This window comes from Paracoccus aerodenitrificans, from assembly GCF_027913215.1.
Lineage (GTDB): Bacteria > Pseudomonadota > Alphaproteobacteria > Rhodobacterales > Rhodobacteraceae > Paracoccus > Paracoccus aerodenitrificans.
In genome coordinates this window covers 805,839-831,433 of record NZ_CP115784.1, presented here as the reverse complement: position 1 = coordinate 831,433, position 25,595 = coordinate 805,839, and the positions used below count along the sequence as shown (strand labels likewise).

At 62.2% G+C, this 25,595-nt stretch carries 30 protein-coding genes; 5 read left to right on the top strand and 25 right to left on the bottom strand.

Annotation, left to right across the window (positions count from 1 at the left end):
- Positions 1-11: 11 nt before the first annotated feature.
- The 5 genes from PAE61_RS05460 to PAE61_RS05440 are packed head-to-tail and all read right to left on the bottom strand — an operon-like array spanning position 12 to position 2,670.
- Positions 12-536, bottom strand: a complete 525-nt coding sequence (locus tag PAE61_RS05460; protein ID WP_271114344.1) for a hypothetical protein — start codon at positions 534-536, stop codon at positions 12-14.
- Positions 533-1,060, bottom strand: a complete 528-nt coding sequence (locus PAE61_RS05455; protein ID WP_271114343.1) for a hypothetical protein — start codon at positions 1,058-1,060, stop codon at positions 533-535. Before PAE61_RS05455 ends, PAE61_RS05460 begins: the two co-directional genes overlap by 4 nt.
- Entirely contained in the window at positions 1,057-1,536 is a 480-nt protein-coding gene (locus tag PAE61_RS05450; protein WP_271114342.1) for a hypothetical protein, read from the bottom strand. Before PAE61_RS05450 ends, PAE61_RS05455 begins: the two co-directional genes overlap by 4 nt.
- Before the next feature lie 8 nt (positions 1,537-1,544).
- A complete protein-coding gene (locus PAE61_RS05445; RefSeq protein WP_271114341.1) occupies positions 1,545-2,117 on the bottom strand; it encodes a hypothetical protein in 573 nt (190 codons plus the stop codon).
- A 1-nt stretch (position 2,118) separates the two neighbouring features.
- The gene (locus PAE61_RS05440) at positions 2,119-2,670 is read right to left on the bottom strand and encodes a hypothetical protein (RefSeq protein WP_271114340.1); all 552 of its coding nucleotides are present in this window, start codon (positions 2,668-2,670) and stop codon (positions 2,119-2,121) included.
- Between the two features lie 136 nt (positions 2,671-2,806).
- Between PAE61_RS05440 and PAE61_RS05435 the strand changes: the two genes are divergently transcribed.
- From PAE61_RS05435 to PAE61_RS05425, 3 genes are read left to right on the top strand one after another with little or no spacing between them, the layout of a single operon-like run.
- Positions 2,807-3,289 (top strand): putative pterin-binding protein, encoded by a 483-nt coding sequence (locus PAE61_RS05435; RefSeq protein WP_271114339.1) that lies wholly within the window; start codon positions 2,807-2,809, stop codon positions 3,287-3,289.
- Positions 3,286-4,623, top strand: coding sequence for a sensor histidine kinase (locus PAE61_RS05430; protein WP_188128711.1), 1,338 nt, complete (start codon positions 3,286-3,288; stop codon positions 4,621-4,623). The genes PAE61_RS05435 and PAE61_RS05430 overlap by 4 nt, the downstream gene beginning before the upstream one ends.
- Positions 4,620-5,585, top strand: a complete 966-nt coding sequence (locus PAE61_RS05425; RefSeq protein ID WP_271114338.1) for a response regulator — start codon at positions 4,620-4,622, stop codon at positions 5,583-5,585. Before PAE61_RS05430 ends, PAE61_RS05425 begins: the two co-directional genes overlap by 4 nt.
- 118 nt (positions 5,586-5,703) lie before the next feature.
- Here PAE61_RS05425 and PAE61_RS05420 read toward each other — a convergent pair whose 3' ends face one another.
- From PAE61_RS05420 to PAE61_RS05405, 4 genes are all read right to left on the bottom strand, one after another.
- On the bottom strand, positions 5,704-6,126 hold the full coding sequence (locus tag PAE61_RS05420) for an SEL1-like repeat protein (protein WP_271114337.1): 423 nt from the start codon (positions 6,124-6,126) through the stop codon (positions 5,704-5,706).
- Between the two features lie 431 nt (positions 6,127-6,557).
- Positions 6,558-6,776 carry a hypothetical protein gene (locus PAE61_RS05415; protein WP_271114336.1) on the bottom strand — a complete coding sequence of 73 codons (219 nt, stop codon included), beginning with the start codon at positions 6,774-6,776 and terminating at the stop codon, positions 6,558-6,560.
- A gap of 4 nt (positions 6,777-6,780) precedes the next feature.
- Entirely contained in the window at positions 6,781-7,248 is a 468-nt protein-coding gene (locus PAE61_RS05410; protein ID WP_271114335.1) for a GNAT family N-acetyltransferase, read from the bottom strand.
- A gap of 46 nt (positions 7,249-7,294) precedes the next feature.
- Positions 7,295-7,594 carry a type II toxin-antitoxin system TacA family antitoxin gene (locus tag PAE61_RS05405; protein WP_012092580.1) on the bottom strand — a complete coding sequence of 100 codons (300 nt, stop codon included), beginning with the start codon at positions 7,592-7,594 and terminating at the stop codon, positions 7,295-7,297.
- Between the two features lie 302 nt (positions 7,595-7,896).
- Between PAE61_RS05405 and PAE61_RS05400 the strand changes: the two genes are divergently transcribed.
- Together PAE61_RS05400 and PAE61_RS05395 are read left to right on the top strand one after the other, a co-directional pair.
- Entirely contained in the window at positions 7,897-8,088 is a 192-nt protein-coding gene (locus PAE61_RS05400) for a hypothetical protein (RefSeq protein WP_120443149.1), read from the top strand.
- Between the two features lie 19 nt (positions 8,089-8,107).
- Complete coding sequence (locus tag PAE61_RS05395; protein ID WP_271114334.1) at positions 8,108-9,772, top strand: recombinase family protein; 1,665 nt, start codon at positions 8,108-8,110, stop codon at positions 9,770-9,772.
- 6 nt (positions 9,773-9,778) lie between these two features.
- Here PAE61_RS05395 and PAE61_RS05390 read toward each other — a convergent pair whose 3' ends face one another.
- The 16 genes from PAE61_RS05390 to PAE61_RS05315 form a co-directional block, all read right to left on the bottom strand.
- Complete coding sequence (locus PAE61_RS05390) at positions 9,779-12,403, bottom strand: AAA family ATPase (protein WP_271114333.1); 2,625 nt, start codon at positions 12,401-12,403, stop codon at positions 9,779-9,781.
- Between the two features lie 65 nt (positions 12,404-12,468).
- Positions 12,469-13,593 carry a hypothetical protein gene (locus PAE61_RS05385; RefSeq protein ID WP_108130987.1) on the bottom strand — a complete coding sequence of 375 codons (1,125 nt, stop codon included), beginning with the start codon at positions 13,591-13,593 and terminating at the stop codon, positions 12,469-12,471.
- Positions 13,590-14,354 carry a hypothetical protein gene (locus PAE61_RS05380; RefSeq protein ID WP_271114332.1) on the bottom strand — a complete coding sequence of 255 codons (765 nt, stop codon included), beginning with the start codon at positions 14,352-14,354 and terminating at the stop codon, positions 13,590-13,592. The genes PAE61_RS05385 and PAE61_RS05380 overlap by 4 nt, the downstream gene beginning before the upstream one ends.
- On the bottom strand, positions 14,348-15,355 hold the full coding sequence (locus PAE61_RS05375; RefSeq protein WP_145693913.1) for a MarR family transcriptional regulator: 1,008 nt from the start codon (positions 15,353-15,355) through the stop codon (positions 14,348-14,350). The genes PAE61_RS05380 and PAE61_RS05375 overlap by 7 nt, the downstream gene beginning before the upstream one ends.
- A 58-nt stretch (positions 15,356-15,413) precedes the next feature.
- The gene (locus PAE61_RS05370) at positions 15,414-15,635 is read right to left on the bottom strand and encodes a DUF2274 domain-containing protein (protein ID WP_108130984.1); all 222 of its coding nucleotides are present in this window, start codon (positions 15,633-15,635) and stop codon (positions 15,414-15,416) included.
- A 2-nt stretch (positions 15,636-15,637) separates the two neighbouring features.
- The gene (locus PAE61_RS05365; protein ID WP_271114331.1) at positions 15,638-16,771 is read right to left on the bottom strand and encodes a TraB/TrbI/VirB10 family type IV secretion system protein; all 1,134 of its coding nucleotides are present in this window, start codon (positions 16,769-16,771) and stop codon (positions 15,638-15,640) included.
- The gene (gene trbG / locus PAE61_RS05360; RefSeq protein WP_271114330.1) at positions 16,768-17,781 is read right to left on the bottom strand and encodes a P-type conjugative transfer protein TrbG; all 1,014 of its coding nucleotides are present in this window, start codon (positions 17,779-17,781) and stop codon (positions 16,768-16,770) included. Before trbG ends, PAE61_RS05365 begins: the two co-directional genes overlap by 4 nt.
- On the bottom strand, positions 17,778-18,467 hold the full coding sequence (gene trbF / locus PAE61_RS05355; RefSeq protein WP_237831576.1) for a conjugal transfer protein TrbF: 690 nt from the start codon (positions 18,465-18,467) through the stop codon (positions 17,778-17,780). Before trbF ends, trbG begins: the two co-directional genes overlap by 4 nt.
- Complete coding sequence (gene trbL / locus PAE61_RS05350) at positions 18,464-19,831, bottom strand: P-type conjugative transfer protein TrbL (RefSeq protein WP_271114329.1); 1,368 nt, start codon at positions 19,829-19,831, stop codon at positions 18,464-18,466. The genes trbF and trbL overlap by 4 nt, the downstream gene beginning before the upstream one ends.
- A gap of 3 nt (positions 19,832-19,834) precedes the next feature.
- Positions 19,835-20,122, bottom strand: coding sequence for a putative entry exclusion protein TrbK-alt (gene trbK-alt, locus PAE61_RS05345; protein WP_237831578.1), 288 nt, complete (start codon positions 20,120-20,122; stop codon positions 19,835-19,837).
- A gap of 20 nt (positions 20,123-20,142) precedes the next feature.
- Complete coding sequence (gene trbJ, locus PAE61_RS05340) at positions 20,143-20,925, bottom strand: P-type conjugative transfer protein TrbJ (protein ID WP_271114328.1); 783 nt, start codon at positions 20,923-20,925, stop codon at positions 20,143-20,145.
- Positions 20,926-20,927: 2 nt separating this feature from the next.
- Positions 20,928-23,378 (bottom strand): conjugal transfer protein TrbE, encoded by a 2,451-nt coding sequence (gene trbE, locus PAE61_RS05335; protein ID WP_271115094.1) that lies wholly within the window; start codon positions 23,376-23,378, stop codon positions 20,928-20,930.
- Between the two features lie 10 nt (positions 23,379-23,388).
- The gene (locus PAE61_RS05330; RefSeq protein ID WP_015740165.1) at positions 23,389-23,670 is read right to left on the bottom strand and encodes a VirB3 family type IV secretion system protein; all 282 of its coding nucleotides are present in this window, start codon (positions 23,668-23,670) and stop codon (positions 23,389-23,391) included.
- Positions 23,670-24,002, bottom strand: coding sequence for a TrbC/VirB2 family type IV secretion system protein (locus PAE61_RS05325; protein WP_010336161.1), 333 nt, complete (start codon positions 24,000-24,002; stop codon positions 23,670-23,672). Before PAE61_RS05325 ends, PAE61_RS05330 begins: the two co-directional genes overlap by 1 nt.
- Positions 23,999-24,931 (bottom strand): P-type conjugative transfer ATPase TrbB, encoded by a 933-nt coding sequence (gene trbB, locus PAE61_RS05320; protein WP_434803127.1) that lies wholly within the window; start codon positions 24,929-24,931, stop codon positions 23,999-24,001. Before trbB ends, PAE61_RS05325 begins: the two co-directional genes overlap by 4 nt.
- A gap of 194 nt (positions 24,932-25,125) precedes the next feature.
- A complete protein-coding gene (locus tag PAE61_RS05315) occupies positions 25,126-25,587 on the bottom strand; it encodes a ribbon-helix-helix domain-containing protein (RefSeq protein ID WP_237831581.1) in 462 nt (153 codons plus the stop codon).
- Positions 25,588-25,595 lie beyond the last annotated feature (8 nt).

Here is a 25,595-nt window from a genome sequence, read left to right as displayed (position 1 = left end):
TTTTGGGGCAATCAGCTTGAAGGTTGAGATGCGGGGGAAGTTTGTTCGCCCCCGAAATGGCGTCGCAGCCAGGCATTGATGTCATTGGCGATCTGCCTAGGTCCATCGCCCGATACGCCCCAACGTGACAACGGAACCCGTGTTGCCGGGCGGGTGTTGCGAAAAACCAGAACCACCTTCGAGGTGCTGCGGTCCTCTCGCGAGGTATGGCTGCGGTCAAGTTCGGCACTGTCGAGCGCCTCAAGCGGATAGTCCCGCTGACGCGTGCCGAGGCGCGATGTCCGGATGATGCTGACCAGCCCCGACCCTGCGTCCAACCTGAGCCGTGTGCGCTCGGACAGGGCGATATATCCCGCGAGAAAGGCCCCGTTCAGCACGACCAGCAGCACCAGCGCGGTCAGGATTTCGCCCCCGATCAGATTGGCCAGCCCGATCAGGGTGATCGGCAGGACAGGCACCATGACGAACCACAGGATAAAGCGCGGCATCGCCAGTTCCAGTTCCAGTCGTTCGGGCGTGTTCGTCTCAATACTCATGACGGGTTTCCCTTTCCCTGGCGGGAAAGCCAGCCATTGACGACGCCCGTCAGATGCGCCACCTCTTCGGGATCCGGGCGGAACATGGGCACTATGATCTCGCGCCGCTCTGGTCCCGATCCGCGAATCAGCACCAGCCGGGTCTCATCGTTTCCTACCGCCGTGCCATAGTGCGCGACACTTTCCAGCTTGTGCAGGTCCGAGAGTGCAAATGTCTCTTCACGCCGCCCGCGCAATGTGGTCACACGCAGCCGGACAAGACCGGCATGCCTGTCCAGGCTCAGTTGAGTCAGTTGCACCAACTCGTGCATGTAGAGCCAGCCGATCAGGCCCACCATGGCCAGCACGATGATCCCCGTTCCGGTCGCACCATCCCCGATGGCTGCCAGGCCCGCCGCGATCGCCACCAATATCACGGCCGCAGCAATCACCGCCCGCCGGACCGGACGATTCTCGATCTCCAGCACGCTGTCGGAGATTTGCGTCACGCGCAGCGGATCAGCCAGAAACTCGGCCAGTGTCATGGGCCTGCACCCAACGACGTGTCGATCCGCCCCTCGACGTCGCGACAGTCGTCCGGGGCATCCCGGCGGCATAGGGTTGCCGCAAAGCTGGCCTGGATGCGGCCTTCATCCTCAAGATCCAGCAGGTCGATCGACATCTGCGGCGGCTCTTCCTCGCTTTCCCAGACCGCGCCCGCCATCGCCCCGCGATCGGGCCGCATGTCGATGGTCAGACCGGCGGGCGGCGTATCTCCGGAAGGCTTGCCGTGAAAGATCAGGCCGATAGAAATGCTGCCGTCACCAAGTGCATGCAGTTCGATCATGGTCAGCGGGCCGATATCGGTGATCTGCACCATCGCCGAGCCATCATCCTGACGCATCACCTGCCAGTTCAGTTCTTCACCGTCCAAGTTTGCCCCGATCTCGCCAATGGCGTCCAATGCACCAGCGGGGGTTGCGATTCCGAGGGCCAGGACAAGCGGGACAAGCACCTCCATTGGCATTCCTATCGGCTGATCAGCTGTTCGCGGGCGCCCCGCGCCGAATTGCGTTTTGTTCCCATCGCCTCATTGGCCGAGAAGAAACTGATGATCCCGTCCGAGCGCCGCGCACCGGTGCCGAATTGCCATTCGAATTGCGGCGCCGAGGCAATCTGGCAATCCTGAACCAACGCCCATTCCCAAGGCTCCGCGCCGGGCTCGGAACCCGTTGAAGTCAACATATAAAACTGCGGGTCCATTGCCTCGCCACGCACAAAGTCAAAGCGCAGCGGCTTGTTGCCACCTCGAACCGGCACCAGTTCGGTCTGAATGCCGTCCGAACCCAGATACAATCGGTTGCGGTTCCGATCATAAATGATCTCGAAGGTGCTCTCCTGAACGCCTATTGCCACACTCGTTCCGATGGCGGCTTCGGTCCACGTTCCCGCGATCAGCGGACCAATCTGTCGCAGGTCAAAATTGCCGGCGCGATGGACGTCCGCGTGGCAGACCGGGTTGGGCGGTTCACCGGCCAGTGCTGACGTTGCCGTAGCGATCAGCAGCAGGGCCGCAGTTCGGGCAAGGGCAGGTCCAGCCATCTCAGTCGAGCTCTTCAAGCCGGGTGTCGAAGCTGAAGGTGACAGGCCGGGTTTCGGATGAGGGGCCACCGCTGACTTGCCCGTTGTTGCATCCGGGGGATGTCGGGATGAGAGCGCAACGAGTTTCGTTTGCGGGGCGAAGGCTGACTTGCCCGGTGAGCGTACCCTTCAAGACGACGATCCCGTCGCCCGGCGTGAATTCCTCCAGGGTCAGTGTCAGGCTGTCCTGATCGCCAGTCCAGTTCCGCCCCATGTCGCGCGCGAAGGTGATCGTCAGCGCCATTTCGCCGGGCGCGGGCAATTCGCCATTGATCGTCAGTTCCAGATTGACCGGCCCCTGATCGCCCTCCATCTGCGCGGCAAGCAAGGAGGCATCGGCATAGTTGCCGATGATCGTCGCGCCGGACAATTCGGGGGCAACAGTCAGCTCCAGCGGCTGATCGCCAAAACTGCCGGTAACCAGCCCTCCAGGCCCGTCGGCCAGCGCCGGCAGCGCCAGCAGACAGGCCAGAACAGGTATGCCCGCTCTTCGCATGGTCGAGAAGATGGTCAAGCGTAGATCCTCCTGCTGTTTGATTCCGAGTTTAGTTCTGCTCAAGACTGGCCGCCCCGTTCGTTTGAACGGGGAACATGTAGTCTCCTGTGATAGAGTTCAGTCCGGAACCTGGTTTTCATTTTGGGTTGTGGTGATGAGCTTGCGGTATCACATCTTTCAGACCGCGTTGATGACGGCACTTGTGTTCATGGCCGTACCAGCGGCTGCCGAGGACGTCCTGCTGACCCTGACCGGCGCGGTCACGGACGGCAGAGTGGAGATGACGCGCGCGGATTTCGATACGATGGACTGGCATGAGTTTTCGACATCGACCAGCGTCACAGATGGCAGGCCGGAGTTCCGCGGTGTGCTGATGCGAGACGTCCTCGCCCATGCCGGAGCCGAGGGAAGTAGTGTGCGCGCGACAGCGTTGAACGACTATGTCGTCGATATACCTGTCGAGGATTTTCACCGGTTTGATGTTCTAGCCGCGCTTTACATGGATGACGTGCCTCTGACCCCGCGTGACAAGGGTCCAGTCTGGATCGTCTATCCGCGCGACAATCACGGCGTTCTGGCCGATATACGGTATGACATGCGATGGGTCTGGCAGCTTGTCGCGCTGCATGTGCAATGACCGGCACAGGCGGGCGGGCCCGCTATCTGTGGCTTGGTGGGCTGGTGGCGATCTGCCTGGGCCTGTTGGCGCTGGCTGCGTGGCAGCTTGTGGTGCTGGAACGCCAGATGCGCATTGCCGCAACCGAGAACATGATCTGGGTCTTTGGCCAGACGCAGATCGAGGCCTTGAACCTTGCGCTGGCACTCTCGGATGAGGCAGCGCCACAACAGATCCAGACCCGTTTTGATATATTGGTTTCGCGGCTGACGCTGTTGGAAGATGGGCCGCAACGTCGCTTTCTCGAGAATGCGGGAGTGTCCGAAACACTTGCACGCTGGCGCAGTGGGCTTCTGGCGCTTGACCCCGCGCAAGGTGCCGATCCGGCCGCGCTGCGGGCACATGTCACGGCGCTGGTCGCTGCACTAAGGACCAAGGCGAGTCTGGTGATGTCCCATGAATGGCAGAGTCAGGCCACGCGCCTGGACAGCCTGAGGCACCTGCATTTGCTTGCGCTGATGTCAGTGCTGGGGGCTGCTGTAGCGGGATTGGGGCTGGTGGCAATCCTGATCGATCGTGAGAGGCGGCTGATGAGCGGACAGCTGGACCACCTGCGGGCTGAGAAGCTCGCCAGCGATCTGGAACGCGAACGCGAAACCTCCGAGAACCACCGCCGGTTCGCCGACCTGATTGCCCATCAGTTCCGCACGCCGCTAGCCGTAATCGACAGCGCGATGCACCGCCTGACGCGGCGCAGCGGCGGCCCGGTTCCACCAGAACTGATCTCGGAAAAGGCGGCGGTGTCCCGTGAGGCGGTCGCGCGGCTCGTGAAGTTGACAGATACCGCATTGATGATGTCCCGGCTGGAACGCGATGCGGTTCTTCCTAGCCTGCGCGCCCATGACCTAAACGATCTTGTATCTTCAGTCATTGATGACCTGATGGCGACGGCGTGGGACCGCGACCCGGCCCGTATTCGGCAGTCGGTGCAAACAGAACCAACTGTCGCGCTGTGCGATCCGATGCTGACCGCCGAAATCCTGTCCAACCTCCTGCGCAATGCGCTCTTGTATTCTCCGCCCGATTGCCGCGTCGATGTGAGTGTTTTTCAGTCGCGGGACTGCATCGTCTGTCGGATCGAGGACAGAGGGAGGGGTATGTCGCCCGAAGAGATTGAGTGTGCTTTTGACAGGTTCTACCGAGGCAGCGGGCACGAGACTTTGCCCGGCTCCGGATTGGGGCTGACGCTTGCGCGCGATCTGGCGCGAATACAGGGAGGAGACGTGACCTTGACGCAGCGTGACGGGGGAGGCCTGACAGCCGCGCTTTACCTGCCGAAGGATGACGTCGCATGACCGCGCCACTGATCCTGTGTGTCGAGGATGAACCATCCCTGCGCGACGACATCGCCTTCGAACTGCACGAGGCCGGTTACATCGTGAGCGCCGCCGCAGATGCGCGCGAAGCGCTGGCCTGTCTGGAAAGGCAGCGCCCCGATCTGATCCTCTGTGACATCCTGATGCCCGGCATGGACGGCAAGAGGTTCATGTCCCATTTGCGCCGGACGAGACCCGATCTTGATGACGTGCCCTTTGTCTTTCTGACTGCCCTGTCCTCGCGCCAGCAGGTAATCGATGGGCGCATGGCGGGGGCCGACGATTATGTGACCAAGCCCATTGATTACGACCTGCTTCGTGCCACCGTTGAAGCGCGCCTGAACCGGATGCAAAGGTTGCGCGCAATGCCGGGAGATCGATCTGGCCTGGCCGCCCTCGACCGCCTGGCTCTTGGCGTGGTGCTGCTCGATGCCAATGGCGGCGTGGTCCATGCCAATCCTCTGGCCCAAAGCTTGTCGGGCGCGGCCGGAATCTCGCTGAGTGGGCGTTTTGCCGCCAGCGGCGAAAATGGCCGGAAGCTGTCCGCGTTGATCGCAGGGTTGGCCCCGGGTAAAGGGATGGCGCCGACGGGGTTGCGCTTGGACGATGGGTGCCAGCTCATGATTATCGGGATGTCGCTGCCAGCGCACTCGCACCATGATGAGGGGGTCGCCATGCTGATACTGAGCGGCACAGACAGCAAACCTCCTATGGACACTGCGACGCTTGGCCAGTTGTTCGGCCTGACGCCGATGGAAGCCCAGGTCGCGTGTTTGTTGGCAGAAGGGCTGCGCCGCAGCCAGATTGCAGACCGGTTGGCGATCTCGGGTACGACCGTCGCCTTCCATCTGCGAAACATCTTCTCCAAGACCGGGGTGCAAAGGCAGGCGGAACTGGTGGCATTGATTCTGTCAGTCCCACTGGCGCAGCCAGTGACCTGAGTTCGGCAGGACCGGGAGGTGGCACTGAGATCACTCATTTTTTGGCGGCGCATCCCCCCTGACCGGGCAATCTGTTGACTAGTCACGCGCTCTTGGCCCCGCCTAGGATCGGACTGGCCTAATCAGTCGCGTCCAGTGGCTCGCCCATGGCGGCCAAACCGTTGCGGGCAAAACGGCAGGGCGCATATTCTGTCCGTTCCCGCTCTGGCCCCGGATGCAGGGCGCAGGCCAAGCGGTATTTCGATCGAGCCTCATCAGGATCGGCCTCAACTCCCTCGCCCAGCCGGAAAGCCTGTCCCAGCATGGCGCAACCCCAGCCATTGTCGGAATTGCAGGTGATATCGAAACTGCGATAGGTGCAGAACTGCCGCACCCTTTCCGATTGCCCGGCCATGGGATCGGATGGAATCGAGGCATTGCGGATCTCGGCCGCGCGATTGGTACAACCCGATCGATATCCGCGCGCGCAGGACAGCGCATTGGCCCTACGCCGGTCCAGATCGTCATCCGGCATGTCAAACAGGTCGATCGTGCGCGCCACCTGCCGAAAGGCCGCACTAGATCCGCCGGTGACGCAGGCCTCGACACACGCCTCAAGGGTTACGGGGGCAGGTTTCCTCCGTCCAGTTTTGGGTGCCCGCCACCAGCGGAATGCTGCCGCGCGTCTGCCAGATATCGGCGGGGCAGGTAGCCAGCAGTTGGCCCATCCCTTCAACGGTCGCGATCCGTTCTCACTCCCCTGTCAGCGCCGCCGCATCCGGCGCGGCAACCGCGTCGGCCGGGCCGTCCTTTGTGAATTCGAACAGAACAAGGGCCAGGACAACAAGCCAGATGCGGCGGAAAGAAGAATCCGCCACGCTCGACCCACTTCTCAAAACCACCAGAACGCATCGGAACAAGTCTGGCGTGGTGGGGCAGGACCGAACGACCCAAGGCACCGGTTGGCCGCAACCGCCCAGTCAAACGTGGCGCCTACTGTCTGCCGGCCTGGGTAAAGCCGCATTTTGCCTCGCGAGCATTGATGTCGTTGGTCAGCGTCTCGCCCGATTCCTGACCTTGCTGAATCTGTTCGCCGCGTGTTTTTGCCAGCCCGTTCATCTGCGGGCCAAGACTGCTGGGGGCCAGTTCGGGGTTGGCGGTCTGGTGGAGATGAATTTGAAGAGGCGAATCGCTATGGTTGGAGCCAGCCAAGCTTTCAACTTCCAGCCTCACCGAGCGACGCCGCGATGTCGTCGATCGAGCGGAGCAGAACCAGGGGATCATCCCTGGACGGCTTGAAGCCGCGCCGCTTCCAGAATTCGGCGGCTTCACCGTCGACGGCGTTGACCAGCAAGGCCCGCCCGCCGATCAGCGATGCGGCCTGAACGCAGCGCTGGAAAGCATGCTTCACAAGACCGGTCCCGATGCCCAGCCCTGCCCATCCGGTGTCGGTTGCGAGTTGGCCGAGCAGCATACAGGGGACCGGGTTGGGCGGCTGCCCCGTCCTGATCGAACGCGGCAGAACCGAAGGCACCACACCGGTAGGCGCAAGGCCGTAGAAGCCGACCACGCGTCTAGCCTCATGCACGACGAGGACGGCGGTAAAGCCCTTCTGTTGATTGGAGAGGGCGCGTGATTTCAGCCAGTGGTCAAGCGTGGGCTTGCCACAGGTGAACTCGGACACATCGTGTTCGGCAGAGAGCGGTTCAGGACCCGAAAGGTGCAAGAGCTTACCGCTTCGCCACGTAGCCGGGCTCCCATGGCGCGGGCCGCTTCAGAACGTCTACCATCTCCGGAACGGGAGCGGCCGGACGCGCCAGCACATCCATGAACTCGGCGAAGCCCTCCGGGCTCATCCGGATCAGCCCCTGCTCCATGACGACCTCCTCGGCCGCGCGCACAGCGGCGTCGCGCACGAAATCGGTGCGCGAGCGGCCGCGCAAGCTGGCGGCGCGATCGATCATTGCGACATCCGCCTCGGGCAAGCGCATCGAGATCGGGTATTCCTTGCGTTCGGCGGTCGTGGCCATGGCGAATCTCCTTGGTCGGCATATAGCGTCTTGTATCGCGAATTACAATACGATAAGGTTGCGCCTACAGTCAATGACCTCATGAGGAGAGGCGACGAGGCCAATGATGACCGGGCCAGCGAGGGATTCCGATAGGTTATTTTGCTACGCCATGGCTCGCCAGGACACGCTGAGCTACGCGATAGCACGCTCACCCGCGCCAATTGCCGCCGAATATTCGCCTTCAATTTCCGTTGCTTATGCTTCCCTCGGGGCGAATGCTGCAAGTTATGACCTTGCGAGCCCCAGGAAACCCGGCAAAGATGACAGGAGGAGAGCGCGAAGCGCTGCTCGAATCCTTGCTGCTGGACGCGCCGGAGCTGACGTTTACGCCGCGTGGCAATCCCGACCCTCGCCTTCTGCGTCTGGTCGGCATCCTGGCGAGGCAGGCGGCGCAGGAGTGCTATGCAGAGGAAGTGAAGATGTCACGGCAAAGGAGGAAGCGCTCCTCCTGATACGGACGGGAGCCAGGTTTTGAAAGTCGCGATCTACGCCCGCTATTCTTCCGACAATCAACGCGACGCCTCCATCGCCGACCAGTTCCGTATGTGCCGTCTCCATGCCGAGAAGCAGGGCTGGCATATCGTCGAGGAGTATTCGGACCACGCGATCTCCGGCGCCTCGCTGATCCGCCCAGGCATTCAGGCGCTCATGGCCGACGCAATGGGCGGCCGTTTCGACCTGATCCTGGCCGAAGCGATGGACCGCCTCTCCCGCGATCAGGAAGACATCGCGGGCATCTTCAAGCGCATGTCCTATGCCGACGTGAAGATGTTCACCCTGTCGGAAGGCGAGGTGACGCATCTGCATGTCGGTCTCAAGGGCACGATGAATGCGCTGTTCCTGAAGGATCTGGCCGACAAGACCCGCCGCGGGCAGCGCGGCCGCGTCGAGGCGGGCAAATCGGGTGGTGGCAATGCCTATGGCTACGATGTGGTCAAGAAACTCGATGCGAACGGCGAGCCGATCCGCGGCGATCGCACCATCAACGAGTTCCAGGCCGAGGTGGTCCGCCGCATCTTCCGCGACTACGCCGCCGGCAAGTCGGCCAAGACCATCGCCTTCGCCCTGAACAAGGAAGGCATTCCCGCTCCGTCAGGCGGCGATTGGGGGTTCAGCACGATCAACGGCAACCCGAAACGGGGCAATGGCATCCTCAACAATGAGATGTATATCGGCAAGATCGTCTGGAACCGGCAGCGCTTCGTCAAGGATCCGAACACCGGCAAGCGGCAGGCCCGCCCCAACCCGGAAGAGGAATGGGTCATCCAGGAAACGCCGGAGCTGCGCATCCTCGATGACGATCTCTGGAACGCCGTGAAGGCGCGGCAGGAGAAGAACAAGATCGCCCGGAAGGAAAACGGCGAGGCCGATCTCTCCCGGATCAATACCCGCCGCCGCCCCAAATACCTCTTCTCGGGATTGACCAAATGTTCCTGCTGTGGTGGCGGCTATTCCGCGATCTCGGCGACGCTGATCGGATGTGCGACGGCGCGCAACAAGGGGACCTGCGACAACCGGGTCAACATCCGCCGCGACGAGTTGGAAGCGCGTGTGCTGAACGCACTGCGTACCAAACTCGTCGATCCGGAGCTCTTCGCCCATTTCTGCGAGGTCTTCACGCAGGAGATGAACCGGCTGCGCATGGAGGGCCGCGCCGAGATCGCGTCGGCCGAGGCGGAGATTGCGAAGATCGATCGGGAACTCGAGACCCTCCTCAATTTGATACTGAAGGGTGGGGCCGCTGACGCTCTCAACGCGAAGATGGTGGCGATTGAGAAACGCAAGAAGGAACTTGAACTGTTCCTGGCCGAAGCCGACGAGCCGCCACCCCTGCTGCACCCGAGCATGGCACTGCAATACCGCAAGCGGGTCCAACAGCTTTACGACGCCCTGCAGGACGAAGACGAGGGGAAGCGGATCGAGGCCGCCGACACGCTGCGCTCGCTCGTGGATCAGATCGAGCTGACGCCGGTCGACGGCAAGGTGGAGATCGCCGTTCAGGGCGATCTCGCTGGAATCCTTACGATTTCCACGCAAAGCAAAAACCCCGCAGCGGGGGCTACGGGGTCGCAAGTAAAGATGGTTGCGGGGGCACGCAACTACCGATACCGACATTCATTAGAAATAGCGGTTTGATGGACATCATGCGGCCCTCTCCTGGCGGGTACGAATGTCAGTGATCCAGTTCGCTAGCGCGCTGATTTCGCTTTCGATCATCGCCGCTGAGGGCAGGCGGGGATTGATTTCGCCGGGCTGACTATGAAGGAGCGCGGAGCAACGGCCGAAGGCCTCACGCATCGTGGCGCAATCGGTATCGGTGAGGATGGTAAGCTTGATCAAGCCGGTCGTATCGACTTTGCGTGACAGGCGACGGATCACCGGTCCGACCACCTCTTCTACCGCCCGTTCCCAACAGGTGCGAAGCTGGTCTTGGAAGGATGTCACCTCCCGCAACCATTTCGCCTGATCACCGCGCTCGTGGTGGATTTTCACATTCGTAAGGTGTGCCTTCATTCCGTCTATCACTTTATCGAGCGGCATGACGCTGGCTGGCGGGTCTTGATGACAGAAGCCGGAATTGTCGGCGCCACGACTGATGAGCCGGTAGGCGATCGGCGTTGCTTCACGGTCCTTGGTTGCCCGGCAGGCCTCCTCAAGTAGAAGCAAGAAGGCCATGTCGTGTGTGAACACAATCACCTGCCGTGTTTCGCCCGCTTCGGCCAAGCGTGCGGCGACCCTATCACGGTGCAGGTGGTCAAGAGAGGACACGGGATCGTCGAAAACGATCGCCGACTGCGCGTCGATGGTCGACAGCTCGGCGAGGAAAGCGGCGAGCGCTACACATCGATGCTCACCTTCGCTCAAAACCTTGCCGACGGGTTCGCTCGGCTTGTTGATGAGACGCACCTGAAAGAAGGGCACCCCCGCTGAGGTCTTCGCCTGTTGAAGCTCGATGGCGAGGCCGGCAACGCCGAGCTTGTCGACTTCAATCGCGAAGCGGCCACGCAGGCGATTGGTGACAAGAGCCTGCGCGATACGGGCGCTCTGCGTCGTGATCTTGTTTGTGGTCGTTTCCTTACTGGCCTTTTCCAGGGCCTCGATGGATTTGCAGCGTTCAATTTGGGCAAGGACGTCGGCTTGCACGACGCCGAGCCATTTCCGGTCGGCCAGGCCGTCTCGCTCGATGATAAGGGAGGCACGTTGGGGAGAGCCTACCTCCGATTCCAGGCCTTCGATCCGCGTCGCAATCCCGCCCAGCACATCACGCAATTCCTCTGGCGCAGAGATCGCGTCCGGCGGCAATGTGTGCAAAACCTCGCTTGCGTGGGTTCGAAGTACCGCCCGTAGCCGCCAGGACAGTTGGACGATCTGGCGGCGAAGGATCTTAGCCAACTCGTCGTGGCCGATATCGTCGCGGATCAGCGCGAGGAATGAAGGCAGATCCTTCATGGGGAAACTTTGCGACGATAGCTCCTCCAGCAAATCGTCATAAGCCACGCCAGCTTCCTCTTCACGGCGCTTGCTTTCGTCTTGGACGAAGGCTTCGAAGCTGCTCAGTCGTTTGACGGCTTCCTCGCCGAGCGGCTGTTGGCACAGGACGCAATGGGCATCCGGGCCTGTCACGGGGAAAGGCTTTTCTGGATAGGCCGCTTCGCGTGAATAGGTTCGAGCAGCTTCCCAGAGGGCTCTCCAGATATCCGAGCCAATGTCCGGCAGAGGTTCCGCGGCGAAAAGATCGTCGGATGCAGCCAATGCCGCCGCTCGCGCAGTTGCAAGACGCCCATGAGCCTCACGGAGCGCGGTCTGGTTCTGCTCAGAGGCGGCGGTGGTCAACTTGCCGATCTGTTCGATCACTGCATTGATGCGGGTTTCCTGAGTCTGGAGTTGACGGACGGTCCGGGCGGGATCGCCAGCGAGATCGGTAATGAGGGTTTGAAGCCGCGCGTCTTCCTGCGCGTTCAGGCCAGCCAGTTTCTCAATTGCGTCGGGTTTGGTCTTTCCGGACAAGCCGGCGATCATCTTGCCGACCGCCGTATCCGGCTTGCATTCGGGTTTTGAGAGGACGGCGGGCGTTTGCTGTTGCAGCTTATGGATTTCGGCCGAAAGTTCGGCTTTCACATCCTGGCACGCCTGCGCGAGACCGGCGAGAATGCGGAGAGGAAGGGGCGTATAGGCGAGATCGTTGGTGTTCTCGACATGGACATTGGCGGTCCGGGAGTCGAAGACGCTGACGGCGGACAGCATAGGATCGACTGCTCCGCCCTGATTCCACGTCGCGTTTCGCTTCTGGCCGCCGATGAAAAAGTCGATGCTGGCAGTCGGTACGCCGCCTGCACGGGCATAGATATTTGGAAGGATGGCATCACCCTTCGGTGAGCGTGCCCGGCAAAGCTGCTTGAGGACGCGGGCATATCCTGATTTGCCAGCACCGTTGTCACCATAGATCACGGTGAGGCCGGTCTTGCCGAAGGACAGCCGCTCGCCTGGCGCGAGCGCGTTCACATTCGACAATCCATGCAAGGCTCCGAGGTTGACGACCGCATGGCTTGCGGCAGGGTCACGGATGTGGGTGGCATCCAGCGGAGCTGCGGGAGTGCCGCCCTTGCAGACCGCAACGAGCGCCGTGACATCGGCAGGTTCTAGCTTTGTCTGGCCGCACAGCCGACGCAAGGCGTCGCGCTGCCAGCCGGGCAGGTCGACTGACCATTTCAGTATGTCTGCAAGCGCCGCAGCCTCGTTCGAGAGGTCAGTCTTCTGTTGATCCATCGTTCGGTCCCCCATGGCTCCGTCTTCAGCGGTCTGCCATCTGATGTTCTATTGTCGCCACCCCGTCATGCGCCGCCGACAATGCGTTTTTCCGCGCCAAGCGGAATGATCCAGCCGCCTGCGCCGTCGCGGCGCGCAAAGTCATCAGGACTGGCCTTCGCGGCCAAACGACCGCGAATGGTGTCCGCTTCGCCATCGATTGCCGCGCGGACCAGATCCCGATCGATGCCGACGAAAACCGGACGAAGGTTAAGCCGGGCCAACGCCTCCTGATCGACGGCGCTGGCGCTTGCATCGGTGATCGGACCCGCGCGTGTGACGATCCCGCCAACCAGGCCGCCGATATCGCCGTCCTTCTCGACTTCGCTAATCACCGCATTGTCCAAGGTGGCGCGGGCTCGGGCCGAAGTGTTTTGCAAGGCACGCGGGAGGGCCTGCCGTGTCAGATCACGCAGCGCTTGGGCGAGTTCTGCATGGCCGAGGTGTTCGATCATGCTGGCGACATGCAAGCGAAGCAGGCCTACGAAAGGGGCGTCCTTGTCTTGCGGGTCGATGGCCTCGCCCATGTCGACCGGATCGTGAACGGAAAGATATGCGTCGGCCGGGCTGGGACTCGCCACGCCCCAGCGCGTGGCGATAGCGATCCTCTTCACCGTAACCTTGCGGCCTTTGACCGTGAGGTCGATCCGTCCGGCTTGTGTCCAGGCGCGGGAAAGCGCCCTCGCTGTTCCGCTTGGGTCGTGGCAGCCCTTGGCCTCTGCGATCGTGAGCGAAGTCAGATCGGATTTGCACGCGATCCAGTCGGGTAGGTCGCCTCGCGCGAGGCGCTCGATCTTGGCGCGTTTGCGTCGATCAAGATCGACGACACGATTACCGAGATGGGCAAAGATGGAGAGGTCAAAGTAGCGTTCAAGATAGGCGCGGGCGACGAATCTGCCGAACAGACCCGATAACGCGACCTTCACTTCACGAGCTTGCCCGAGCGGCTGCTTGAAGATGAAAGGCGTGCCTATGCCGGTAGGCGATAGCAGCGCATCGAGAATCGACCATGCGCCGTAAGCGGCGCCCGGCGTTTGAAGCACCTCGCGAATGCCGGCATCCTCGATCTCGGAGACGTCCAATGTGATGGTCGCCCCGGGGGCTGGGTCCAGCGATGGCGGAGTAAAGCTGTAGATGAAGGTTCGACTCATGCATCGACCAACTTGTAAACAGACCTGAGAAGGGCAATCGCCTCGTCGCGGGTAAACGGCACGTTGAGCGCTTTTGGATCAAGAGTTTCGTCCGCCGCTGCCAGATCAAGGAAGCGTCGCATGTCGTCGCGAATTTGATCGGGCAAGGTGATCGAGGCATCGCCAGGCAGAAGCTGGGTCAGACGAAGTACATCATTGCGGTGCTTCTTGATGTTTTTGCTGTCGATCCTGTCCCCGGCTTCGGCCCGTGCGGACAGATCGAGAAATGCCCGCGCCTTGAATGGGATGAGAAGTGTTTCATCGATGACGGTTACGCCCTCGATCTTCCGCTTCGCGGACTGCAACGCTTCATAATATCCGTCGTCGAGCAGAATGGCCGAGAGGCTGACGATGTCTTCCTCAACCGGGATGGGGGTGAGTTCCGCATTTTCCGGAAGGTTGAGGGTGCCCGGCCTGCGGGAAAACAGCTCAATCATGAAAGGGAAGCTCTGATCCGACGGTTTGTGGAAGCGGTAGAATTCCTTGTCGCCGGTGCTGCGCTCGCGTGCCTGGTAGCCACCCGCATCCAGAAACGCTTTGAAGGCTGTGCCGAAAGCGGCATCGACCACCTCAACGCAGAGCACCATGTCGATATCCTTGGTAGCCCTGAAATCGAGACCGGCTTCATCGAACAGGAGGTCACAGGCCGCCCCGCCGATGATGGCGTAGTGGTCCTCATGGCCAGCGAAGTACTTCTGAAATTTATCAATGCCAGCTACCAAGGTAGTTTCTCCAAAAGTCGATCCGCAGCCATGGCGACACGCTCGTCGCGATGATCCCGGAATTGTGCGTACAAGGACAGGACGTCCACGGTGTTTGTGTCGGACAAGGCGGCTGGATCGTAGGACCACGTCTCGATGATGCAGTCGGCTTCTTCGCGGTCAGTTTCGACAAGGTCAGCCGCCTGCGAAATCGCTTTCCAGTCGCTGGCGGCGACGGCGAAAGTGTCGATACGGGGGCTAGCCAGCTCCGTGAGGTGGGATAGCGCCGTTTCCCCTGCCAACTTCAGGTGTGCGCTGAAGGCGCTCCCACGCACGAATTTCATGGAACGAACCGGACTGCGGAGATGTGGTGTCGCTTCCTCCAGGAGGCGTCGCCCTTCCGCCTTGAAGCTAATGTGCCTCTCTTTCCCATGTCTGACGGTTTCAGCGAGACGGGCGGCCACCAGGTCATCGAACGCTCGGCCGATTGACATTGCCGAATAATGCAGCCGTTCGGCTAAGGCGGACGGCGTTGCCAAATTCCTGTCGAGATGCAGAATGTGATGGAAAAGAACCGTTTGAGCAGCGGGCGATAGTCCTGCCACTTGCCGGCGGCGTGGGGCACGAAAATGTTCGCGTAGGTCGATCGCCAAATCCGGGATGTAAAGCTGGTTGCCAGGAACTATGAAGGGGACACCTTGACCGATTAGCCGCGCCCTGTTGTGCGCGGTAATGCTCATGGTCGCGAAAACCACCGTGGCGTCGGTGACATTGCGGATGATGTCGATGTGCTTAGCGATATCTGCCGGTGTACCTGTATCTCCGAGCTTGGCAGCGATGATGCAGTGGTGCCCGAGAATATATGTTTCATAAAGCCTGTAAGCTCGCCCGACAAACGACGGCAAGCTGCGCGTACCCTCGAATGCACGAACAACGATGCGAGCATGAAGCAGTTCTTCCAGATAGCGCTCCAGCGCTTCCAGAAACTGCGAATCACTTATATCGAGATCTTTTCCTAACATGGTAACGCACACTAACATTGATGACGTTACCGTTCAATGTCGCCGTTATCGTATCTTCTTATCCTCTGCCCCTTCGAGCCTTCGCGAAGCCACGGTCCGTGGCAATGAAACGCTCCAGCATCGGCACGATAAGCCGGACGGGATCAGCAGCGGGCTGGCCACTTTCGCGGGCCAGCACCTCTGCATAGGCGATCAGATCACGGTGGAGCGTGCCCGGCAGTTCAACCGTCACTTTGACGGGTTTGTCTTCAACGACTGGGCCGAGTTTCAGCTTTGTCATGGTCAGTTCCTATAGGGTTCGAGTACCAGGTCGCGGGTGACGATGACCCTGACGGGATAGCCCGGTCGGACGGTCAAGGTCGGCGCGACCTGCAACTGACGCTGGACGATTTGCTGCCCGGCCTGATTGATAGTGTCCTGTGCGCCGTCGCGGATGGCGCGGATCAGACGGTCTTCGTCGTCGGTCGCCAGTTCCGTGCCAATGCCGAGCAGCGTGGACAGTCCCGCTGCTTTCATCAGATCCCACCAGTGGTAATCGACGCCATCCTCCAGACCGGCATAGCCGGAAGCGTCCGCGCCGGGCTGGCGCTCCAGCACGATCGAGCGGCCATTGGGCAGGATCAGGCGGTTCCAGACCAGCAGCACACGGCGCTGGCCGAACTGCACACCGGCGTCATACTGGCCGATGATGCGCGTTCCCTGCGGGATCAGGAGCAGCGCGCCGGTCGGGCTATCATAGACATTTTCCGTGACCTGCGCGGTGATCTGGCCAGGCAGATCCGAACGGATGCCGGTAATCATTGCAGCCGGGATCACGGCCCCTGCCTGAAGGATATAGGGCGATGCTGGCGCCATGATCCGATCGATGGCAACGGTCTGGCGATCCACCGGACCATTGAGAAATGCCGTGTGCCGGTCTTGCGTGGCGGGCTGACCGCCAAGGTCAAGCCCCGCTAGGCCCGGCATATTAGAGCCTGGTATCGTCGCCGTCCTTTGGCCTGACTGGAAGAACACGGTGCTAAGACGTGCAGCTTCCTCTTCGGCAAGACGACGTTCCTCGGCGGGGTCTCGGGCTGGTGCTGCCATAACCGGCGGCGTAACGGGCTGCCCCCTGTTCTGGGCGTCGAGGATCGGGCCGCCGAGGTCGCCCGGCAAAGCTGGTCCCAGGACGGGGCCGGTATAATCGCGCGGCAGACCAGCCAGCCCGTCGGCTGTGGGGCGGTTCTCGGTGGAATAGAGTTCCTCGCCATTTCCACCCATGTCGCGGGTCTGGAGCGCATAGATCAGTGCGCCGCCAATGCTGAGGAGCGCGACAGCTCCAACGCCAGCCAGCATCTTGCGTGACAGGCGGGTGACGCGCGGCGGCTCGGCGCGCAGGCGCATAGGAGGCGCGTTGGTGGTGGTCTCGTCGCTCATGACGGATTCTCCCCGGTTTTTGCGGGCTGGGCTGCCTGCCTTTGTTCAACGCGGACGATCCTGACGGTTTGCTGGCGATCACCGCTGCCAAGGCGCAGTTCGGCAGCACCGAACAGGCGATCCACGATCAGGATGTTCTGGTGAATGCGGCTGTTGACGATCTGCGTTTCGCCCTCGGAGCCTATGACGAAGATCGGCGGCATCTCGCCCTGCACAATGCCGCGCGGGAAGACGACATAAACACGGCGGCCGTCGTCGAAGACGGAGATGGGGCGCCACGGTGGCGTGTCTCCAGTCAGTCCGTAGCGATAGTTGCGGGCCGTCTCGACAGGGATGATGGGGGCTGCCGGAACGGTTACGCGCTGACCGGCAGGTAGCGCGGGATAGGCCCAGGCCACAGCGGGCATATAGAGCGCCGCGCGGGCGCGAAGCTCAATGAGATAGACGCGGCGATCCGTGCTGATGACAAGATTGGTGGAAATATCCTCACGGGTCGGTTTGACGAGGATATGGACGCGGCGGCTTGTACCCGATCCACTTTCTGTATCGCCAATGATCCATCGGGCGGTGTCGCCTGCTGCAATCGGTCCCGCGCCGGTCAGGCTTTCGCCGGGTTCAAGCGCGATTGTCGTGATCTGCCCCGGTGCGGCATAGACCTGAAACAGCGCCCCTTCCGACCAGGGGTAGATCTGGATGGCGTTGTAGTAGCCCTCACGCCGTGGTTCGACACGGGCGGCGGCATTGGCGTTCTCGACGCGGCCAGTCGGTGTCGCTGCAACGGTCCCGCCGCGCGCCACAGTCCATGCCGGCGGCGTGTGCAAAGGCCGGGGGCGGTCATCGGTAACGGCTGCCGGCACCACGGGCAACGCGGGTACATCGGCATCATAGCTGAACTGCGGGGTGCGGTTGGTGGCGCAACCGGCCAGCATGGTCGCTGACAGCAACAAAGCCGCCAAAGCGGGTTTACGGAAAACCGGCAAGCCGGAATCACGGACGATATTGCGGGTCATTGGCTCATCTCCCGCGACCATGAAATTGCATTGACGTAGATGCCGAGCGGATTGGCACGCAGACGTTCAGCATCGCGCGGCGTCTGGATCACGATGGTCAGGATCGCCGTCCAGCGTTCGGTGGTGGAGAGCTGGCCGTTTTCGTAATGGCGCTCCGTCCAGGCGACACGGAAGCTGTCATTCGAGGCGCGGATCACCGACGACACCTCGACCGCAATTTGCTGCCTGCCGACCTTGGTGAAAGGGTCATTGGCACGGGCATAATCATTGAGAGTTGCCGCACCCCGATCCGTGGTGAACTCATAGGCACGCAGCCAGTTCTGCCGCACGATGATGGCGTCAGACGGGATCGAGCGCGTCTGCTCGATGAAGCGGCCAAGATGGAAGGCAATCTGCGGATCGGTCGGGCGATAGTCAGCCACGGCGGGCGCAACGGCCTGCGACTGGCCGAGATTATCGACTTGCACCACCCAGGGCACGACCGTCCCGCGCGCCGATTGCCAGACAAGGGCGGCGGCGAAACCAGCCGAGAGGATCAGCGAGCCGAAGGCCATGATGCGCCAGTTCTTTGCCTGCACGCGGGCCGAACCGATACGTTCGTCCCATGCCTGGGCAGCTTTCTGATAGGGCGTCTCGGGTTCGGGCGATTTGCCGTAATGGGCAGATGGACGTTTGAAGATGTTCATGAGCGGTCACTTTCAGAAAGATTGATGGAGGAGCCGCCGCCATGGCTGTCGCCGGAGCGCACGGCATGGGCGGCCATCGACGTGCCGTGGCTGAGTGTCTGTTTGCGCTGCATCTGCCTTGCCCATGCCGGAGAGCCGCCAGCCTGTGCGGCGGGTGACGCCGCCGCGCTTGCTGCCTCGCCCGCACCTCCGACTGTTCCAGCCGTGGAAGAGCCGCCACTGACGCCGAAACCGGCGCGCGCTCCATCAGAAAAGCCGGACTTGATGCTTTCGGAGGCTTTGGAAGCCGCGCGCTTCAGGGGCGATGCGGCGGCGGAGCCTGCCGCACGGGCAACACCGCCCAGACCGGAGGCGACACCGGCAGCGCCGGACTGGCCAAGTGAACCGACACTGTAGGCGGCGCTCACCGCACCTGCGGCGGCGGCACCACCCCGAACGGCAGCCGCTCCACCAGAGAGCGCAGCGGCTCCTCCCTTCGCGGCCATCCCTGCGGCGGCACCCCCGGCAAGCATCATGCCGCCTGCGGCAAGGCCGGTTCCAACGGCGGCACCTGCGCCAAGCTGCGGGCCGCCGGAAACGAGACCGGAAGCGATGCCGGGACCGAATATGCCGAGGCCGAGAAGGGAAAGGGCCGCCAGCACGATCGCCATGGCATCGTCGATGGTCGGCGTCACGCCGCCGAAGCCTGCCGTGAACTGTGAAAACAGCGTCGAGCCGATACCGATGATGACGGCCAGAACCAGCACCTTGATGCCGGAGGACACGACATTGCCGAGAACGCGCTCGGCCATGAAGGCGGTCTTGCCGAACAGGCCGAAGGGGATCAGCACAAAACCGGCCAGCGTGGTCAGCTTGAACTCGATCAGCGTGACGAAGAGCTGCACGGCGAGAATGAAGAAGGCGAGCAGCACCAGCACCCAGGCGAACATCAGGCAGGCGATCTGGATGAAGTTCTCGAAGAACGACCAGTAGCCCATCATGTCGGAGATGGATTCGAGCAGCGGGCGACCGGCATCAAGGCCGGTCTGCGCCACCTTGCCGGGCCGCAGCAGATCGGCGGCGGAAAAGCCGGTGCCCGACCCCTTGAGGCCCAGACCCGCAAAGCTGTCGAAGATGATCTGCGCGAGATTGTTCCAGTTGCCGATCAGATAGGCGAAGACGCCCACGAACAGCGTTTTCTTGACCAGCCGGGCGATGATGTCGTCATCTGCACCCCAGGACCAGAATAATGCCGCCAGCGTCACGTCGATGACGATCAGCGTGGTGGCGATGAAGGCGACTTCACCTCCAAGCAGACCGAAGCCACTGTCGATGTAGCTGGTGAAGACTCCCAGGAAATTGTCGATGACGCCGGTGCCGCCCATGGTTCACTCTCCCCCGTTCTGATGCGGGGCGGCGGGCACCGGCGTCCGGCCGAGGAACCGGTCACGGTTCTCGGCCCAGGTGGCGAGGCAGCCGGGATCGTTCACGGCGGCCTCGCCTAACTGCTGGCAACGGCGCAGGCTCTGGCGCAGCGGATCGGCAGAGGGCTGAAGCGATGGAGCCGGACGGTTCTGCGCCGGTTCATCCTCGCGGGTCATTTCGATCACCGTGGCGGTGATGGCGATAGCCACGAATATGATCGCGCCCAGCCGTGCCAGCATCTTGCCGTCCATGTCGCGCTCCTCCTGTCCGGTCAGTTGTTGCCGTTGCCGAACATCCGGGCATTGCCGGGCTGGTAGCCCGATCCCGGTGTCAGGAAGCGCTCGCGCTGCACGCGGCCCTGTTCGGCGGCGGTGGCACGCTCGGCCTCGATCAGCGCCTCGGACCGGCCATTGGCCGACATCAGCGCGATCAGGTCGGAAAGTTGCTGCGACTGGAGAGCAAGAAGCTGATTGCCCGCCTGCGTTGCCTGCAAGGCGCCGGTGGCATTCTGGCTTTGGCCGATCAAGGCCGACATTTCGGCGCGGTTGGTGTCGATATTGCCGACCACGCCGGCCTGCACGCGCATGGCATCCTGCAAACCGCCAACTGTGTTCTGCCAGCGCGAACGGGCATCTTCGACAAGCTGGGTGTCGGTGGCAGAGAGCGAGACATTGCCGTATTTCTGTTGGAACATCTGATCGACGTTCTGCACGTCGAAGGCGATGTTCTGCGCCTGGGCCAGAAGCTGCTGGGTGCGCTGGACGTTCTGCTGCAAGGTCTGGAGCGAGGAATATGGCAGGCTGGTCAGGTTACGCGCCTGATTGATGAGCATCTGCGCTTCGTTCTGAAGCGAGGTGATCTGGTGGTTGATCTGCTCCAGCGTGCGCGCGGCCGTGAGCAGGTTTTGCGCATAGTTGGTCGGGTCATAGACGATGCGGCCGAAACCGAACTGTGCGTGGGCCGGACTGGTCAGCATGGGCGAGAATGCAAGCGGCGCGGCGAGCAGTGTTGCCGCCATGAGCATGGCCCGGGAACGGGAAAAACGGATCGTCATGGTCAGGACTCCTTTTCGGTCTGGGGGATGAGATTGGTGAGATCGGGGATCAGCTCCGCCGCCCATTCGACGCCGCGATCGCGCAGCCAGGCGGCGAGGAAGCCCTCCTGCCCATGCTCGGCGACGAGATCTGCAATGCGGGTCTGATCGGTTTTGGATGATGCGGCGCAGAGCGCGAGGCCGACTTCGGACAGGCCCAGCTCGAACAGGCGGTTGCCGCGGCGCGACTGGCAGTAATAGTCCCGCTTGGGTGTCGCCCGCGCGAGGATCTCGATCTGCCGGTCATTGAGGCCGAACCGCCGATAGATCGCAGTGATCTGCGGCTCGATGGCCCGTTCATTCGGCAGAAGCAGCCGTGTCGGGCAGCTTTCGATGATGGCGGGCGCGATGTTGCTCCCGTCAATGTCCGAGAGCGACTGCGTGGCGAAGATAACGGAAGCGTTCTTCTTCCTGAGCGTCTTCAGCCATTCGCGGAGCTGGTTGGCGAACCCCTCATCATCCAGCGCCAGCCAACCTTCGTCGATGATAAGCAGGGTTGGCCGACCATCGAGCCGGTCGCCGATCCGATGAAACAGATAGGCCAGCACAGCCGGCGCAGCTCCTGTGCCGACCAGTCCCTCGATCTCGAAGGCTTGCACATCGGCGTGGCCGAGGTGTTCGGCCTCGGCATCGAGCAACCGGCCATAGGCACCACCGATGCAATATGGTCGCAACGCCTGCTTCAGGTCATTCGATTGCAGCAGGACAGCAAGGCCGGTGATGGTGCGCTCGCCGACGGGTGCAGATGCCAGCGAGGTCAGCGCCGTCCAGATATGCTCCTTCACCTCCGGCGTGATGGTCATGCCCTCACGCATCAGGATCGCAGCGATCCAGTCAGCGGCCCATGACCGCTCATAAGCATCACCAATTCGCGCTAGCGGTTGCAGGGAGACGGACACCTCCGATCCCTCGGTCAACCCGCCGCCGAGGTCATGCCAGTCGCCGCCCATGGCCAGCGCGGATGCGCGGATCGATCCCCCGAAATCGAAGGCGAAGATCTGGCTGCGTTCATAGCGGCGGAATTGCAGCGCCATCAGCGCCAGCAGCACGGACTTGCCCGCGCCGGTCGGGCCGACGACGAGGGTATGGCCCACGTCGCCGACATGAAGGGAAAGCCGGAACGGCGTCGAACCTTCGGTCTTGCCATACAGCAAGGGGGGCGCTCCGAGGTGTTCGTTCCGTTCCGGCCCCGCCCACACGGCCGATAGCGGGATCATGTGGGCAAGGTTGAGCGTCGAGATCGGTGGCTGACGGACATTGGCGTAGGCATGTCCGGGGATCGAGCCGAGCCAGGCATCGACGGCATTGACGGTTTCGGGCATGGCCGTGAAATCGCGGCCCTGAATGATCTTCTCGATCAGACGCAGCTTCTCGTCGGCAATCCGCGGATCAATGTCCCAGACGGTGACGGTCGCTGTGACATAGGCCATCCCGGCAACGTCAGCGCCGAGTTCCTGCAAGGCCATGTCGGCATCGAGCGCCTTGTTGGACGCATCGGTATCCACCAGCGCCGATTGTTCGTTGGTCATCACCTCCTTGAGGATCGCGGCGATGGATTTGCGCTTGGCAAACCACTGGCGGCGGATTTTGGTGAGGAGCTTCGTTGCATCCGTCTTGTCCATCAGGATGGCGCGGGTTGACCAGCGATACGGGAACGCGAGCCGGTTAATCTCGTCGAGCAGGCCAGGCGTAGTCGCGGTAGGAAAGCCGATGATGGTCAGGATGCGCAGATGCGCGTCACCAAGGCGCGGCTCCAGTCCGCCGGTCAGGGCCTGAGCGGTCAGCAGCGCATCGAGGTGCATGGGCACTTCGGGCACGCGGACGCGATGACGGTTGGTGGAGATGGAGGAATGGAGATAGGTCAGCGTACCGGTATCATCCAGCCAGCGGCATTCCGGCATGAAGCCGTCGAGCAGCGACAGCACGCGGTCGGTGCGGTCGATGAAGCCGCGCAGCAGCTCATGCGGATTGACACCAGATTGTTCGCGACCTTCATAGAGCCAGGTTTCGGCACGGGCGGCGTCTTCTGCAGGCGGCAGCCAGAGGAAAGTCAGGAAATAACCGGACACGAAATGTGTGCCCGCTTCCTCGAACCCGGCCTTGCGCTCCGCATCGACCAGTGCGGAGGCCGCATCTGGAAACTTGCTGTCGGGATAGGTCGCGGCCTCGGAGCGTTGTGCCTCGACGAAGATCGACCAGCCCGAACCCAGACGGCGCACGGCGTTGTTGATGCGACCGGCGACCGCAACCAGTTCGGCAGCGACAGCAGAATCCAGATCCGGCCCGCGAAACTTCGCGGTCCTCTGGAAGCTGCCATCCTTGTTCAGCACAATGCCTGGGCCAACCAGCGCTGCCCATGGCAGATAGTCGGAAAGGCGAGCGGAGGTGCGGCGATATTCGGTGAGGTTCATCATGCGCGCGCCCTCACACCGACAGATGACCGGGGATGCGCAGATGCCTGCGCCCGACCTCGACGAAGAGCGGGTCGCGTTTTGCTGCCCATACCGCGAGGAAATGACCGACCGCCCAGATGGCGATGCCAACCAGCCAGAGACGAAGGCCGAGGCCGACGGCCCCGGCCAGCGTGCCGTTGACAATGGCGATGGAGCGCGGTGCGCCGCCGAGCAGGATATGCTCGGTCAGCGCCCGATGGACCGGGATCGAAAATCCCGGCACCGCGTCGAGCTGTTCGAGGCCGCCCGCCATCAGATGAGCGCCCCGCCGCCGAACGAGAAGAACGACAGGAAGAAGGAGCTGGCGGCGAAGGCTATGCTGAGGCCGAAGACGATCTGGATCAGGCGGCGGAAACCGCCCGAGGTATCGCCGAAGGCCAGCGCCAGGCCGGTGGCGATGATGACGATTACCGCAATGATCTTGGCGACCGGCCCTTCGATCGACTGAAGGATGCTCTGAAGCGGCGCCTCCCACGGCATGGAGGAGCCGGAGGCGTGTGCGGCGGGCGCCAGCATCAGGCTGATGGAAACAGCGGCGGCGGCGGTTGCCATGATGCGGCAGCCGCGCGAAATCGTGCGGATCATGAAGGGTCTCCTTTTGAGGTGGTTGCAGGGGTGATGGCGTAATCGCCGTCCGGTCCCAGCCCATCGACGCGGGCGAGTTCGACCAGCCGTCGCGACGATCCGCGCCCGGCAAGGACAGCAACAAGGTCGATGGTCTCGGCGATCAGCGCACGCGGGACGGTGATGACGGCTTCCTGAATGAGCTGTTCGAGGCGGCGCAGCGCACCGATGCCAGAACCGGCATGGATGGTGCCGATGCCTCCGGGATGACCTGTGCCCCAGGCTTTGAGCAGATCGAGGGCTTCGGAACCGCGGACCTCACCGACCGGAATGCGATCAGGGCGAAGGCGCAGGGATGAACGGACCAGATCGGAGAGCGTCGCCACGCCATCCTTCGTGCGCATGGCGACAAGGTTCGGCGCGGCGCATTGCAGTTCGCGCGTGTCTTCGATGATGACGACGCGATCCGAGGTCTTCGCCACCTCGGCCAGCAGCGCATTGGTCAACGTGGTTTTGCCGGTGGAGGTGCCGCCTGCGACGAGGATGTTGGCGCGCGTGGCGACGTTCAGGCGCAGCACTTCGGCCTGAAGACCGGTCATGATCCCGGCAGCCACATAATCGTCGAGCGTGAACACCGCGACGGCGGGTTTGCGGATGGCAAAGGCGGGTGCCGCGACAACGGGCGGCAATAGACCCTCGAACCGTTCGCCGGTTTCGGGCAGCTCTGCTGAGACGCGGGGTGCGCGGGCGTGAACCTCCGCGCCAACATGATGGGCGACGAGACGCACAATCCGCTCGCCATCGGCAGCGGACAGCCTCTCCCCCGTATCGGCCAACCCTTCGGAAAGCCGATCCACCCAGATACGACCATCCGGGTTAAGCATCACCTCGACCACACCGGGATCTTCCAGAAACCGGGCGATGGATGCCCCAAGCGCGGTGCGCAGCATCCGCGCGCCACGGGCAATCGTTTCCGGTTTTTGATGTGATGCAGTCATGGCGGCCCCGTTCATGACGGGGCGCGCAAAAGACGGACCCCGGATCGGGGTCGATTAAAAGAACCTGATTTTGGGCTGTTTCAACAGATGTTTACGCGCGTGCGGCCATCGGCGGAGCCTGGCGGTGAATAGGACGGGTTGCAATCCTAGATCCCATCGCCGTCACCTTCGGTTTTACCCCCCGGCGAGGTGTCGTGTAGCGCAGCCATGTCGTGCGATATTTCTTTGAGAAACCTGTCACCGTTGGCGAGGCGCTTACCAAGGGACTGCATGAATCCCTCGAAACGCTCGTTTCCTTTGATGCGCGCAGATTGTTTTGCACTGTCTGGCAGCGGCGGCGTGAGGGTCAGCCAGAATTGTACAAATAGCGAGAGGGTTTCGCCCAGCACGGCAATATCCTCGTCCAGCATGTCGAACTGACGGCCAAGCTTGTCCAGGCGGCGCGACATGGCGGCTTCCAGCCGTTCAGTCGTATCGCCTGACATGAAGGATGCCACAGCAGCCTCGATCACGGCGGATTTCGAGACATTTCGGCGCAAGGCCAGCGCTTCCACCTGTTTCAGCAGAGCGGGATCGAAGTAGACATTCATGCGGGTGCGCGTCGTCATGCCTGTCT